This window comes from Aeromicrobium sp. UBA7512 (assembly GCF_002476985.1).
Lineage (GTDB): Bacteria > Actinomycetota > Actinomycetes > Propionibacteriales > Nocardioidaceae > Aeromicrobium > Aeromicrobium phoceense.
In genome coordinates this window covers 522,701-536,856 of record NZ_DLNK01000003.1, presented here as the reverse complement: position 1 = coordinate 536,856, position 14,156 = coordinate 522,701, and the positions used below count along the sequence as shown (strand labels likewise).

Here is a 14,156-nt window from a genome sequence, read left to right as displayed (position 1 = left end):
GTCAGCGCGGGAGCAGCTCGAGCTCGCGAGCGATGCGGACCGCGGCGTTGCGGCGGGAGACGCCGAGCTTGCGCAGGATGTTCCGGACGTGGGTCCGCACGGTGTTCACCGAGATGTACATCTCCGCGGCGATCTCCTCCGTCGTGAGGAGCGCGGCGAGGTGGCCCAGGACCTCCGTCTCCTTCTCGGTCAGCTGTTCCACCGGCGCGGTCCGCTCGACCGGTTCCGACGGCCGACGGGTCGTTGGACGGTTCATCGGCGCGCCGGACCGATCGAAGAGCCAGGCGTGCGCCGCAGCGAGCTGTCGGTCCTGGAGCACGAGCTGGCGCACCGGCGCCGGGGCCTCGTGGAAGGGCCGCCGGAGGGTGATCGGGCGGGCGAGGACCAACGCCTCCGTCACCGCCCGCTGGGCCTGCGCTCCGGCTCCGCCACGCAGCAGCCGTGCGCACTCCGCGAGTGACGCGGCGACGCGAACGGCGACGGGGGCTGCGGGGTCGCGCGCCTCCGCCATCGCGACGGCCGCGCACACGTCGTGGCCCGCGGCGAGGTCCACCTGCGCCCGCAGAAGCGCGAGGGCAGCGGAGACCGAGGGCTCGTCCACGCCCTCCACCGCGTCCCGGGCGGACTGCTCGTCGCCCCGGGCGACGAGCCACGCAGCGAGCTCGACGCGCAGGCGCGCGGCGAGCCAGCGATCGGCATCCGGGAGTCCGTCGAGGGCGGCGGTGACGCCACTGATGGCGGCACCTCGGTCGCCCTGAGCGGCGCGGAGCCTCGACCTCACGAGCGCGAGGAGCGTCCGCGAGGCGGGATCGGACAGGACGGAGCGCGAGGACTCGGCCGCCTGGAGGTGATCGGTGGCCGCGCGCAGGTCGAAGTGCTCGACGGCGACCCAGGCCAGCGCGATCTCCGCTGCCGCGGACCGGTCCTCGACGGCGAGGCCGGCCTCGCGGGCCGCACGGACCGCGTGCGCCGCAGCGGACGAGGCAGGGCCCAGATCTCCCTCGCAGCACGACACGAGCGCCAGCAGCCCGAGGCACTCGACCATCAGCGGCGCCGAGCCACTGCGATCGGCGGCCACGGCGCCCGCGCGAAGACTGAACCGCGCGTCCGCCGTGAGCCCCTGACGGACCTGGGCGATGCCCTTGGTCGCGAGCGCGAGCGGCACGAGCGCCGAGTCGCGACGCGTGTGGTCCCGCTTCGCCTCCTCCGCGGTGTCGGCCAGGACGCGTGCCTGGGCCGGGTCGGCGATCTCACGACCGCGGAGGGCGAGCAGCAGTGCGCGTGCTCGCTCCAGGTCGGGTTCCAGACGCGGTCCGCCCTCGACGGCGAACCGGAGCATCTCGGCGTCGAACCGCTCCTCGTCCCGCTCGGCCAGCGCGAGCGTCGCACGGACCAGGACGGCCGCGGGTGCCTCGACGTCGGCCGGCACGGCGAGCATGACCTGGACGAGCGGGTGGGTCGGGTCGGCCAGGAGCAGCTCCGCCCAGGCATCGTGGTCGGCCACGAGTCGGGCGACGTCCTCCCACGCCTCGATCGACGCGTGGTGGCGAGCCGCCGTCGCGAGCGTCCCCCGCGCGGCGTACCACCGCGCGGCCCTGCCCTGGAGGAGCGTCCAGGTCTCCGGCGACCGGTAGCCCAGCTCGGCCCGCAGCAGGTCTCGCAGGAACGGGTGGAAGCGGTAGTGCTCGGGATGGTCGGGCACGGGTTCGAGGAAGACGTTCACGTGCGCGAGCGACGACAGTGCCCGGTCGGCGCCGTCGCCGGCCAGGGTGTGAGCCAGCCCCGGCTCGATGACGTCGGGCACGCTCAGCGCCATCAGCAGGTCCAGGTCACGGGACGACAGATCGGCCAGGACCTCGCCCATGAGGTACTCCGCGATGCTGCCGCTCTCCCCCATCACCTGGCCGATGTCGGCGTCCGGGTCGTCGTGGTCGAGCAGCAGCCTTCCCGCGAAGCGCATGCCGGTGACCCAGCCGCGCGTCCGCGCGTTGAGCTCGTGCACCGACTCGCTCGTGAGGGTCACGCCCATCTGGCCCAGGAGCCCGGCGGCCTCAGTGTCGTCCAGGGCGAGATCGGCCATCCTGATCTCGGTCATCGACTCTTCCAGCCGGTACCGGTACAGCGGCAGGACGGGATCGGACCGGGTCAGCAGCACCAGACGCAGACGATGCCCGGAGTGTCGCAGCAGGAAGTCGAGGTCGGTGGCGACGCTCGACGAGCTCACCTCGTAGCCGTCGACCACGAGGGTGACCGGATCGGACGCGGAGGCGATCGCGAGGGCCAGGTCGCGACGCAGGTGTGGATCCAGGCCCGCGTCGCCGGAGGGCGATGATGACGGAGGAGACACGATTCCCAGCCGCTCGAGGGCCTCGATGAACGACGGCCACAGCACGTCACCTGGATCGAAGGTGATCCATTCCAGCCGTCCGGGCGCGCGGGTCGAGGCCCAGTCGGCAACCAGGCCGGTCTTGCCCGTCCCCGCGGGCGCACTGACGAGGGTCAGCGGGGCAGCCGGATCGCTGTCGAACCGGTCGAGCAGTCGTGGCCGGGAGACGAACTGGCGCGGGCGTTCGGGGATCCCGGGCCAGCCCCCGTAGGAGGAAGGGTACCGAGGCGGATCTTGATCGGACGGGTCGTTCGAAGGACGTGACACCATAGCTTTCGCCTCCCCTGCAAGCACGCTAGTGACCGCGGTTCGGCGTCAGATCACACGAATCGTATGAAGCCCGTGTGATGCCTGGGTTTGATGAGGTGCGTCACTGGCTGAGCAGGCCGAGCACGGTCGCCCTCGCGACCGCGTCGCCACGACTCGAGACCCCGAGCTTGCGATAGATCGAGGCGATCTCGGAGTTCGCCGTGTTGCGGGACACGAACAGCCGCTCACCGATCTGGGCGATGGTCAGGTGCGTCTGGAGGTACGGCAGGACGCGCAGCTCCGCCGGTGTCAACGGGGCGGTGACGGTGTCGCGACCCGGCTCGGGTCCGCCCTGCATCATCTCGATGAACCCGTCGAACTCGGCACGCAGGACACCCAGGTCGGGGCGCTCCCGGAAGATGTCGTGGAGCTCGCGCACCAAGGCGCGAGCGCCCGCGTGGTCCCCCGTGGCCCAGAGCAGCTTCGCGGCCTCCAGGCGGCCCTTCACCGCCGGGAACGGCCGGGCGTAGGTGCTCACCCCTCGCGCGGCGACCGCCGACGCGAGGTCCCGGAGCGCGGACGCCGAGTCGCCGCGGCGCAGGTGCCCCCGCGCTGACGCAGCGTGGGCGAGCAGGGCCCAGGGATGCAGCGCCGACCGCATCGCCGCGAGTGCCGCGAGACAGCCGCGCACGTCGTCGGCGCCCTCGTCCCAGGCGCCGCGGTCCATCGCGATCCAAGCGAGGGTCGCCCGCGTCCCCATCACCACGTCGTGGCGGCCTTCCTCCTGCGCTTCGAGCGCTGCCCGCTCCAGGCACTCCACGGCCTCGTCGGACTCGCCGAGCAGCAGGTGGGCCTCGCCGCACAGCGCGAGTGCCACCGTGCGTCGGCCGCTCCATCGTTCGAAGCCCTGCACGGCGAGTCGGGCGTCCTTCAGGGCGCGGTCCGGGCCGTCGGGGCACATCGCCGAGCGCAGGATGGCGACCTCCGGGGCCCGTTCCGCATCTGGCGTCTGTCCGTCGAGGTGGGCCAGCCACCGTTCGGCGGCGGCGGGACGTCCGGTCAGGGTCGCGACCCAGCCCTGGACGGCGGCGAGTCGCGAATGGGCGGCGATCAGGTCGTCCCCGAGCGCGGTGAGCCAGTGCTGGACGGTGGCGATCTCACCCGCCTCCAGCGCGGCGGGTGCGATCCCGGCCACGAGCTCGACGGTGCGGTCGTGGTCGTCGGTGGCCAGCAGGTGCTCGACGGCGACCTCCGGGGCTCCGGACCGCTCGAACCAGTCGGCCGCGCGACCGTGCAGGTCCCTGACGACCTCGGTGTCCTCGCGCTGCAGCTCGGCGACGAGGAACTGCTGGAAGAGCCGGTGATGGCGGTACCAGCTCCGGCCCGGACCGACGGGCGTGACGAACAGGACGGCGGACTCGACCTCGCGCAGTCGTGCGGCCGAGTCCCGGCGCCCGAGAACGGCATCGCAGACGCCCCCGCCCAGGCGGTCGAGGATCGCGGACCGTCGCAGGAACTCGCGGAGCGCCGGAGTCAGCGGGGCCAGGACCTCGGCCTCGAAGTAGTCCGCGACGGCCCGGTGGTCGCCACGGACGGCCGAGGGAGAAGGCAGTCCCCCGTGCGCGGCGAGGGCGATGCCCGCCGGCCACCCCTCGGTGGCGACGACGAGACGCTCGGCCTCCTCCCGGTCGAGCTCGACGCCCGCGTGCGAGAAGAGCGCGCGTGACTCGCGGGGGCCGAACGCCAGTTGGACGCTGGTGAGCTCCGCGGCGTCTCCGCCGGCCCGCAGCCGCGACAGGTGGGGCTGCGAGTGACGGCTCGCCGTGACGACCTGCGAGCCCGAGGGCACCGCCGCGACCACCATGCGCAGGACCTCCTGGCACGAGGGCGACCGCAGCACGTGGACGTCGTCGACGAAGAGCACGAAGGGTCGACGACAGGCGCTCATCGCCGCGGCGAGCCGGTGGGCCCCGACCACCCAGGCACCGGGTGCCGTGGTCGTCCGGGACGACTCGGGCGTGCGCACCGCGTCGAAGAACGCGGTCGCCAGGACGCCCAGCAGCTGCTCCACGTCATCGTCGGAGCGGTCGAGCCTCACGGTCGCGACGACGCGGCGCTCGGCTGCGGCCCACTGGGACAGGAGGACGGACTTGCCGTAGCCGGCCGGGGCGGTTATTCCGACGACCCGGTAGGACCCCGCACGTGCGGCCTCGATGATCGTGCTGCGGCTGACCCCCGCCCCGGACGCTGCCGGGTCTCCAGTCATGCTCAGAGAGTAGCGGCGGGCGGCCCCACGACGAAGACGGACTCGATCCGTAGACCGTGCTCGTGCAGCGCTGCCATCAGGGTCCCGAGGTCGGTGGTCGATTCCGCGAGGAGCGTCGTGTACGTGCGGGTGCGTGTCTCGCACTCGGGCCCGAGCGCGTTCTGCAGGACGGGACCCAGTCCTCCGTCGATCGTCAGCTCGAACTCCATGACAGGCGCCTCGCGGTCGGTCATGACTGTTCCCCCTCCGTCTGGTCCTCGCCGGAGCCCTGCTCGGGGACGACGATCCGCCGCACCTCGACGACCTCCAGCCCGTACGTGCGCAGGAGCGCGAGGAAGCCGTGCAGCTCGGCCTGGTCGCGGATGCTGGCGCGCACCGAGGTGCGCAGCTCGCGGGTGACGACCTGGATGTCCGTCAGCTCGAGCAGGACGTCGTCGGGAACGCTGCCCTCGATCCGGACCTCGAACACCTGCCTGTGCGGGCGTTCCTTCGTCATGAGCCGACCTCCAGACCGGTGCTCTCCTGGATGCAGTCTGGCCCGTCGCACCACTGCTCCTCATCGTCACGACCAGATGAGTTCGTGATGGGGCCGGCGCCGCGTGCGGGTCCCGGTTCGTCCCCGCAGGATGAGGCCCGGGTGGGGGCGCGGCTCCTACCGTGATCGGGACGCGCACCACCGCGCGTCCTTCAGTCACAAGGGAAGGCGGCATCGTCATGGACGAGGTCGAATGGGGACCGGTCGGCTACCTGGTCGTGGAGTATCCCGGCGCGAAGATGACCGGCGAGGGCCTGCGCGAGCTGGTCGCGCTCACCGAACGCGGGACCATCCGGGTCCTGGACCTGGCCTTCGTGATGAAGGCGGAGGACGGCACGATCAACGCCTTGGCGATCGCCGACCTCGACGGTGACGGCGAGCTCGACCTGGCCATCTTCGAGGGAGCCTCCTCGGACCTGCTGGGCGAGGACGACCTCCGCGAGGCGGGCAACGTCCTCACCCCGGGCAGCGCCGCGGCGGTCCTGCTCTACGAGAACCGCTGGGCCGCGTCCTTCGTGAGTGCCCTGCGGCGCAGTGGCGCCGAACTGGTCGCCGCGGGGTTCATCCCGCTGGACGACATCGCCGAGGCGCTGGACGCTGCCGAAGCCGCCAGCTGACACCACCGACCCACCCATTCGAACGGAGCAGGACCATGCCAGGACTCATCAGGGGCGTCGCCCGAACGGCGGCCATCGCCGGGACGGCCACCGCCGTCTCGAACCGCGTGTCACGCCGGCAGGCGTCACGCTGGGCGGCGGAGGCGCAGCCCGCCTACGAGGCCGCCCCTCCCCCGCCCCCGCAAGCCGCTCCCGCCCCCGCCGCGAACGACCCGATCGCCCTGCTGAGCGACCTGGGCCGTCTCCACGAGGCCGGCACGCTGACGGACGAGGAGTTCGCCGCACAGAAGGCACGGATCCTCGCTCAGATGTGAGCCATGATCCGACCACGGCCTGACCCCGCGCGACGCGAGGCCTGGGCCCTCGTCCGGCGAGCCACGGTGCGGGTCGTCGTGGCCGTGACGGTGCTCGTCACGGCCTATTACCTGCTGCCGGCGCGCGAGGACGGTACCGACCTGCCCTGGTTCCTGGCCTCGCTGGGCATCTTCGCCGCGGTCGTGGCAATCCAGGTGCCCATCATCGTGCGGTCCGATTTTCCGGTGATCCGTGCCGTGGAGGCCCTATCGCTGGCGATCCCGGTCTTCCTGCTGATGTTCGCCCGCGGGTACCTGTCGGCGTCGCTGGGCGACCCGGACGCGTTCAGCCAGCAGCTCGACCGCACCGATGCCCTCTACTTCACCGTCTCGACTTTCGTCACGGTCGGCTTCGGCGACATCGTGGCGCACTCAGAGGCGATGCGCATCGCGGTTACCGTGCAGATGATCCTCGACCTCGTCGTCCTCGGCGCCGTCGTGAGGATCTTCGCCTCGGCGGCTAAGCGGGGACTGTCGGCCCGGGACGAGCGGCCGGATCCTGCGGCCTGACCACGCGCCCGGCACCCGCCAGGACCTGCAGCACGGCCAGCAGCACGAGGGCCAGCGCGAGGGACCACCACCACCGCTCCGGTGAGATCTCGTTCCCCCACGCCAGCACGATCACGGCGAGGCCGACGGCCACGACCCGGAGCCACGCGACGTTGTCGGTCACCCAGCGCCAGCCGAGGCCGAGCCGCTCTCCCAGGACCGTGGCCCCGGCATGCTCCAGGCCACCACCGACCGCTCGACGCACGGCGATCCCGGAGCGGGTCGTCCCGGCGAACCAGCCGGCGACCACCAGGGTCAGGCCGAGCAGCAGGACGACCTGGCGCCCCTGCTCGAGGTAGGCGGACAGGGTCTCGTAGAACGCGGTGCTCGCCGGCCCGAACGAGGTCTCCGCGAGTGCGTCGGCGAACAGCTGCTTGCCGATGGCGAGCGCGATCGCCAGCACGAACGCGTTCACCGCGATGGCGACACCGACGGCGACGGTCATGCGCGGCCGGCGCCGGGCGAGGACGATGGCGCCGAGGTACAGGGCACCGACGACCGGCAGCGCCCAGCGCGCCACCGGATCGCTGAAGGCGTAGATCGTCCGCAGCTGCTGCACGCGAGGTGCCTCCATCAGAACGATCTGCCGGTCGGTCTCGGGGATCGGCGCGTTCTCGACGAAGGTGATGCCCCGGTCGACGAGCCGCGCCTTGACCTCGTCGATCACCTCGGAGACGTCCAGGACGACGTCGTCACCCTGCAACGACACCGCTCCCCCGTCGCGACCCTCGAGGATCCGCTGGAACGCCTGCTGCGCGCGGATGTTCAGGCGCATCCAGATGTCCTCGAAGGCGTCGGACGCCAGGAACGCGCGGACCTGTCGCTCGATGGCCCCGTTGACAGCGGCGGAGAGGGGCGCTGCCAGGAGCTCGAGCCGCGGTGCCTCGTCTGCGAGGCCCGCGAAGGCCTGTTCGAGCAGGCTCTCGACGTCGACCTGGTCGGTGATCGCGGTCGTCACCCGGGTGGCGAGCACCTCCTGGACCTCGGGCGACTGGACGAGCGGGCCCACGGTCTCGACGTACCGTTCGGCGTCGTTCAGCGTGCGCTGGCCCCAGTAGGCGATCGCCGCGGGCGTGGTGAGCACCGCGGCGAGCACGAGGCACAGCACGGCGGCCACCGAGCGGCTTCGCGACGTGTCGTCCGGCCTTCGGGGCTCGAGGGGCGCATGGGATTCCTGCACGGTGTCCTGGGTCATCGGGAACTTCCTTCCGCTCCAGCGAGTCTTGCGGTGTCCGTGGCGGCGGGCATCATGCTTCCTGGGTGAGTCCGTGGTCACCGCGCAGCCAGATCCCGGCGCGGCCGCGGTCGCTCACGACCACCTGGCCGATCACCGCGGTCCCGATGAAGACGAAGGCCACGATGTAGAGCCACGCCAGGTACGTGAATGCCATGCCGATGGGTCCGTACCGCTCGGCGCTGACGTCGAGGGCCCACGGCAGCCACACGTCGGCGGCGGGCCGGACCACCATCATCACGAGGCCGAAGACCACGGCTCCCGGAACCATCCACCGCGCGGCCACCCGGCCGGCCAGCAGCACCCAGGGCACGAAGACCGCGACGAGCACGTCGGTGGCCAGCGAGAGCGCCGCGGGCCACAGGAACCGCGGCGGGAACACCCCGGCGCGCTGGGTCAGGTTCTGCACGACGACCACGGCCATGAGCAGGACCATGACGACGGCGAACCACCGCCACGTCGAACGCAGGGTCATCCGTGGCCGGTCGACCTCCCAGACCACGGCGAACGCGCGGGTCAGCGCGCGGGACAGGCTCGTGGCCGAGACCAGGACGAGCAGCGCGCCGGCCACCCCGAAGGCGGCCTCGCTCGAGCCGCGCACGGCCTCGTCGATCAGCTCCTCGGACGATCCCGTCGCCCCGATGACGTCGGAGATCTGGTCGGACCCGGCTCCCAGGAACGTCACCGCGACGATGAGCAGCGGCAGGATCGAGCTGAAGAACTGCGCCGCGATCGTCATGGCCCGGTCGAAGATCTCGACACGCACGCACGCGCCGGCCACCCGCAGCAGCGTCCGCCCGATCCACAACGAGAGGAACCAGTCCACCGGTCCCTTGGCCCACCCGGGCAGACGGCTGATGACCGCGTCCACGCGACGTTCCAGCACGCCGGCTAGCGGCGAGCCGTCTTCGTCAGCCCCGTGGCTCATGCTCGCCGTCGTCCCGAGGAGACGGGTGCCCCGAGATCAGCGGCAGCGCCCACGACAGTCGGGGATCGGCCTCCACCAGCAGGGCCTTCATCAGGAGGCTGAGCGGAACCGCCAGCAACGCCCCGACCGGCCCGAGCAGCCAGGCCCAGAAGACGAGCGACAGGAACGTCAGCGTCGGCGACAGTCCGACGCTCTCCCCCACGATCCGCGGCTGGATGATCGACTGGATCACGAAGTTCACGACGCAGTAGATGGCGATCACGGCGAGCATGAGGCCCGGCCCGTCCTCCAGCAGCGCGATGACCGCGGGTGGGACGAGGCCGATGACGAAGCCGATGTTCGGGATGAAGTTCGTGACGAAGGCCAGGACGGCCCACACGAAGGCGCCGGGCACCCCGATGGCGTAGAGCGCAGCGCCGTCGATCACCGCCACGATGAGCCCGAAGATCGCCGCCACCGCCATGTAGGTGCGCGTGCCGCGGGCGAAGTGCGCCAGCGCCTCGACGAGATCGCCGAAGCGCGACCCGAGGATCCTCAGGTTCTCCCGGGCGCCGTTGGTGTCGAACGCCATGAACAGCAGGACCGTGAAGAGGAAGAACACGTCGGTCAGGGCACCGAGCGTGCCGGCGAGCAGCGATCCCACGAGATCGACGAGCCGCGACGGGTCCATGGCGCTGACGACCTGGTCGATCTGCTCCTGGTCGACCCCGAGCTTTCCCAGGGCCGACAGGGCATCGTCGATGGTCGAGGTGATGTCGGCGGTGTACTGCGGCAGCAGGGCGGCCAGCTGGGCCACCGACACGATCAGCGCCAGGGTGATCAGCACGATGAGCAGGTAGGCCGACAGGAGCATCACGAGTGAGACCGCCCACTCGGGCAGCCGGGTCCTCTCCAGGCGCCGGCGGATCGGGTGCACGGTGACCGTGAGCACCAACGCCAGGAAGACGGGTCCGACCAGGCCGGAGACGGCGTGCACTCCGCCGAGCACGATCGTGAGCGCAGCCAAACCGACGACGAGCGTCAGGACGCCGGAGACGGTCCGGCCGGACACCCGGGAGCCCGGGTCGCCATCGATGCTCATGCGGGCCTCCGTGCGGTCGTGGTTCTGCCGTCCCTCACATCAGGCCGCGGGAGGAGTCGTTCCGTGGTCCGAACTCGGTCCCCCGGTCCACGAGCGCCCAGATGATCAGCACGTCGATCGCGATCACGAGCAGCGACCAGATCGGGTAGTACGGGATGAACGCGAAGTTCACGAGCATGCTGAGGGCCGCCAGGGCGATGCCGACGCCGCGCGCCCAGCCCTTCCCGGAGAAGATCCCGAAGCCGGCGAGGACGATGATCACGCCGGCGATCAGGTGGATCCAGCCCCACGTCGAGGCGTCGACCTCGAGGACGTAGTCCGGCACCTTGACGTAGAACTCGCTCTTCGCGAGGGCCACGATCCCCATGTAGACGTGGAAGATGCCCATGATGATCATCATCACCGCGGCGAATGCGATGAGGCCGAAGGCTGCTCCCCCGGAGCTGCGTGGGGTCGTGCGCGCTGTGGTCATGTCGCTGCGTCCTTGTCACGTCGGTGGCGACCTTCCGGCCGGGGGCCGTGTGGTCCTTCCTGCCATGCAAGCGCCCATGGGCCGGTGAGCGGATCATCCGTGAGGGGTGAGGCAGGCGGTTCGTGCAGGCTCCAAGACTGGAGGAAGCCTCACCAGAAAGGCACCATCATGTCCCGCACCGCAGAGCCCGCCGGGCCCGCAACCACCCCCTCCTCCGACTACCAGACCGTCCAGCCGTCGTCCGTCTCCGGCTGGGCCGGTTGGGTCTACTTCGCCGCGTTCATGCTCCTGCTGCTGGGCGTCCTGCACGCGATCACCGGCCTCGTTGCCCTGTTCAAGGACGAGTACTTCGTCGTCGCCAGCAGCGGCCTCGTCGTCAACGCCGACTACACCGCCTGGGGCTGGGCCCACCTGATCGGGGGCATCATCGTCGCGCTCGCGGGCCTCTCGCTGATGTCAGGCGCCACCTGGGCCCGCATCGTGGCGGTCCTGGTGGCCATGCTGAGTGTCATCGTGAACTTCGCCTTCATGGCCGCCTACCCGTTCTGGTCGGTCCTGATGGTCACGATCAGCCTCCTGGTGATCTGGGCCGTCATCGTGCACGGTGACGAGCTGCGCAACGCGTAGCCGGTCCTGCCGCGGCGCCCTCACCCGTCGCGGGTGAGGCGCCGGGCAGGCGCCGCCCCCATGCTCGGGCGAACGGTGCAGCCCCGCGACCTCGTTCGCGGCGACGGGAGGACCCCATGACCACGGATCAGCGCACGACGACCGACCTGCTGCCCACTGACCTCGATCCGGTCGGAGCCGAGGCCTCCCGCGTGGCGCTGGCGCTGGGCGTCGTCCCGGCCACGGGACTGAGCGAGCAGGAGGCCGCGGCCCGCCTCGATCGCGTCGGCCCGAACCGGTTGGACGAGGGAACGGCCGAGCCGGGATGGCGGGCCTTCCTGAGGCAGTACCAGGACTTCATGCAGGTGATCCTGCTCGCCGCGGCTCTCATCAACCAGATCGTCACCCAGGAGACCGGGACCACGGTGGTGCTCGCGGGTCTCACGGTGTTCAACGCCGTGATCGGGCTGCGCCAGGAGGCCAAGGCCGAGGCGAGCGTCAAGGCCCTGTCGCAGATGATGAAGACGATCGCCCGGGTCCGCCGTGACGATCGCGCGATCGAGGTCGAAGCCGAGCAGCTGGTCCCTGGCGACATCGTCCTGGTCGAGGCCGGCGACCGCATCCCTGCGGACGGACGGGTGTCCCTGGCCGCGACGCTGGAGATCGAGGAGGCCGCCCTCACGGGCGAGAGCCTCCCGGTCGGCAAGTCCGACCGCCCGGTCGAGGGCACCGACGTGCCCCTCGGTGATCGGACCTGCATGGTCTACATGAACACGGCCGTCACCCGCGGGCGCGGCGAGTTCATCGTCACCTCCACGGGGATGGCCACCGAGATCGGCCACATCGCCAACCTGCTGGCCGGGACCTCGATCGGCAAGACGCCTCTGCAGAAGCAGCTCGACTCGCTGTCGAAGATCATCGCGGGCATCGCCGGCATCGCTCTCGTGCTCGTCCTGCTGCTGGGCCTGGCCCGCGGGGAGTCGTTCGACACCCTGTTCATCACCGGCGTCGCGCTGGCGGTGGCCGCCATTCCGACGGGCCTGCCCGCCGTCGTGACGGCCCTGCTCTCGATGGGCACGCGCGAGATCGCCAACCGCCACGCCATCGTCAAACGCCTCCCCGCCGTGGAGACGCTGGGCTCGACCTCGGCGATCTGCTCGGACAAGACCGGCACGCTGACCCTCAACAAGATGACGGCCCGCGAGCTGGTCATTCCCGGCCACCACCGGTACACCGTGTCGGGCGAGGGATACGCGACCACGGGCGAGATCAGCCACGTCGGCAGCGGCGCGTTCGACCTCGCCCCCTACCTGCTGCCGATGGTGCTGTGCGCCGACGCGGTCCTCGACGGGGACAGCCTCATCGGCGACCCCACCGAGGGCGCGCTGATCGTGCTGGGAGCGAAGGGCGGCCTCGACATCACCGAGACCCGCGCGGCCCACCCGCGCGTCGCCGAGGTCCCGTTCGACTCCGAGTACAAGTTCATGGCGACCTTCCACGAGATGACCGCCGACGACGGCTCGGCCGTGGTGCGCTGCTACGTCAAGGGCGCCCCGGACGTGCTGATCGACCGGGCCACCACCCTGCGCCGTCCGGACGGATCCGTGGTGCCGATCACCGACGACAACCGTCACCTCGCGCTCGAGGCGAACGACCGGATCGCCGCTGCCGGCGAGCGGGTCATGGTCGTCGCGCAGCGCGATCTCGATCCGGGTGTCGTGCGCGCCGGTGGCGACCTCATCCAGCACGTGCACGACCTGACGCTGCTCGCGATGGTCGGCATCGTCGACCCGCCGCGGGCCGAGGCGAAGGCCGCGATCGCCGAGTGTCGCGACGCCGGCATCCGCGTGCGGATGATCACCGGTGACCACGCTTCCACCGCGGCGGCGATCGCGAAGGAGCTCGGCATCACCGGCGAGGCCGTGACCGGGGCGGAGTTCGCGGCGATGTCGGACGAGGAGCTGATGGGCCGCCTGGACGATATCGGCGTGGTCGCCCGCGTGGCGCCCGAGGACAAGGTGCGACTCGTCCGCATGCTGCAGCAGAAGGGCGAGGTCGTCGCCATGACGGGCGACGGAGTCAACGACGCTCCCGCGCTGAAGACGGCCGACATCGGCGTCGCCATGGGGATCACCGGCACGGAGGTCTCGAAGGAGGCCGCCGTCATGATCCTCACCGACGACAACTTCGCCACGATCGTCGAGGCGGTCTCGTACGGCCGCACGCTGTACGACAACCTGCTCAAGTACCTGCGCTTCCAGATGTCGACGCTCGTGGCCTACATCGCGGTGTTCCTCGTCGCCGGAGTCATCGGCATCGCCGACGGCGCTCCCCTGAACCCGCTGCAGATCCTGTGGCTGAACATGGTCGTGGACATCCCGCTGGCGATCGCGCTCGGCTTCGACCAGCCGGCGCGGGGGCTGATGGCCCGCCCGCCGCGACCCGTCGGTGCGCCGGTGCTGTCGCGGGCGAACTGGATCCGGCTGTGCATCCAGGGCGCCGTGATGACGGCCGGATCGCTCGCCGCCTACCAGATCGGCGCCGACTGGGAGGACGCCCTGCTGGGCGCGACGATGCTGCTGACGACGCTCTCGCTGTTCCACCTGGCCGGTGCGCTGCTGAGCCGCGACCAGGAGAACACGATCTTCGACCGCGACGCCGTCCCCGCGGTGACGCAGCTGCGCCGGTACGGCATCGCGCTGATCGCGATCATCCTCATCACGTCGCTGGACTTCCTCCAGCGCATCTTCGGCACCACGGCGATGACGTTCGAGCAGTGGTGCACGTGCATCGGTCTCGCCGCCACGCTCGTGGTCATCGAGGAGATCGTGAAGCTGGTGCTCCGCAGCCGGCGCACCGCGCGGGCCTGACCCTTCCCGG

13 protein-coding genes are annotated in these 14,156 nt (G+C 71.1%); 5 read left to right on the top strand and 8 right to left on the bottom strand.

All coding sequences use genetic code 11. From position 1 onward, the window contains the following. Position 1: 1 nt before the first annotated feature. From B2363_RS04545 to B2363_RS04530, 4 genes are all read right to left on the bottom strand, one after another. Positions 2-2,656, bottom strand: a complete 2,655-nt coding sequence (locus B2363_RS04545; protein WP_286928748.1) for a LuxR C-terminal-related transcriptional regulator — start codon at positions 2,654-2,656, stop codon at positions 2-4. Between the two features lie 100 nt (positions 2,657-2,756). Continuing rightward, positions 2,757-4,901 carry a LuxR C-terminal-related transcriptional regulator gene (locus tag B2363_RS04540; RefSeq protein ID WP_286928747.1) on the bottom strand — a complete coding sequence of 715 codons (2,145 nt, stop codon included), beginning with the start codon at positions 4,899-4,901 and terminating at the stop codon, positions 2,757-2,759. 2 nt (positions 4,902-4,903) lie between these two features. Further along, the gene (locus B2363_RS04535; RefSeq protein WP_286928746.1) at positions 4,904-5,134 is read right to left on the bottom strand and encodes a hypothetical protein; all 231 of its coding nucleotides are present in this window, start codon (positions 5,132-5,134) and stop codon (positions 4,904-4,906) included. Further along, positions 5,131-5,397, bottom strand: a complete 267-nt coding sequence (locus tag B2363_RS04530) for a hypothetical protein (RefSeq protein WP_286928745.1) — start codon at positions 5,395-5,397, stop codon at positions 5,131-5,133. Before B2363_RS04530 ends, B2363_RS04535 begins: the two co-directional genes overlap by 4 nt. 218 nt (positions 5,398-5,615) lie before the next feature. Between B2363_RS04530 and B2363_RS04525 the strand changes: the two genes are divergently transcribed. The 3 genes from B2363_RS04525 to B2363_RS04515 are packed head-to-tail and all read left to right on the top strand — an operon-like array spanning position 5,616 to position 6,916. Next, positions 5,616-6,053, top strand: a complete 438-nt coding sequence (locus B2363_RS04525; protein ID WP_286928744.1) for a DUF6325 family protein — start codon at positions 5,616-5,618, stop codon at positions 6,051-6,053. 35 nt (positions 6,054-6,088) lie between these two features. Continuing rightward, on the top strand, positions 6,089-6,367 hold the full coding sequence (locus B2363_RS04520; protein ID WP_286928743.1) for an SHOCT domain-containing protein: 279 nt from the start codon (positions 6,089-6,091) through the stop codon (positions 6,365-6,367). 3 nt (positions 6,368-6,370) lie between these two features. Next, entirely contained in the window at positions 6,371-6,916 is a 546-nt protein-coding gene (locus tag B2363_RS04515; RefSeq protein WP_286928741.1) for a potassium channel family protein, read from the top strand. Here the strand turns inward: B2363_RS04515 and B2363_RS04510 are convergent. The 4 genes from B2363_RS04510 to B2363_RS04495 are packed head-to-tail and all read right to left on the bottom strand — an operon-like array spanning position 6,867 to position 10,670. After that, complete coding sequence (locus tag B2363_RS04510) at positions 6,867-8,150, bottom strand: hypothetical protein (RefSeq protein ID WP_286928740.1); 1,284 nt, start codon at positions 8,148-8,150, stop codon at positions 6,867-6,869. The two genes, B2363_RS04515 and B2363_RS04510, sit on opposite strands and share 50 nt — an antisense overlap. Before the next feature lie 52 nt (positions 8,151-8,202). Further along, the gene (locus tag B2363_RS04505; RefSeq protein WP_286928738.1) at positions 8,203-9,075 is read right to left on the bottom strand and encodes a YhjD/YihY/BrkB family envelope integrity protein; all 873 of its coding nucleotides are present in this window, start codon (positions 9,073-9,075) and stop codon (positions 8,203-8,205) included. Positions 9,076-9,100: 25 nt separating this feature from the next. Further along, positions 9,101-10,198, bottom strand: coding sequence for an AI-2E family transporter (locus tag B2363_RS04500; RefSeq protein WP_286928736.1), 1,098 nt, complete (start codon positions 10,196-10,198; stop codon positions 9,101-9,103). Between the two features lie 34 nt (positions 10,199-10,232). After that, positions 10,233-10,670: a DUF7144 family membrane protein gene (locus B2363_RS04495; RefSeq protein ID WP_286928734.1), complete on the bottom strand. Its 438-nt coding sequence runs from the start codon at positions 10,668-10,670 to the stop codon at positions 10,233-10,235. Between the two features lie 168 nt (positions 10,671-10,838). Between B2363_RS04495 and B2363_RS04490 the strand changes: the two genes are divergently transcribed. After that, positions 10,839-11,297 (top strand): DUF7144 family membrane protein, encoded by a 459-nt coding sequence (locus tag B2363_RS04490; RefSeq protein ID WP_181755791.1) that lies wholly within the window; start codon positions 10,839-10,841, stop codon positions 11,295-11,297. 116 nt (positions 11,298-11,413) lie between these two features. Then, positions 11,414-14,146 carry a cation-translocating P-type ATPase gene (locus B2363_RS04485; RefSeq protein ID WP_286928732.1) on the top strand — a complete coding sequence of 911 codons (2,733 nt, stop codon included), beginning with the start codon at positions 11,414-11,416 and terminating at the stop codon, positions 14,144-14,146. Positions 14,147-14,156: the final 10 nt, after the last annotated feature.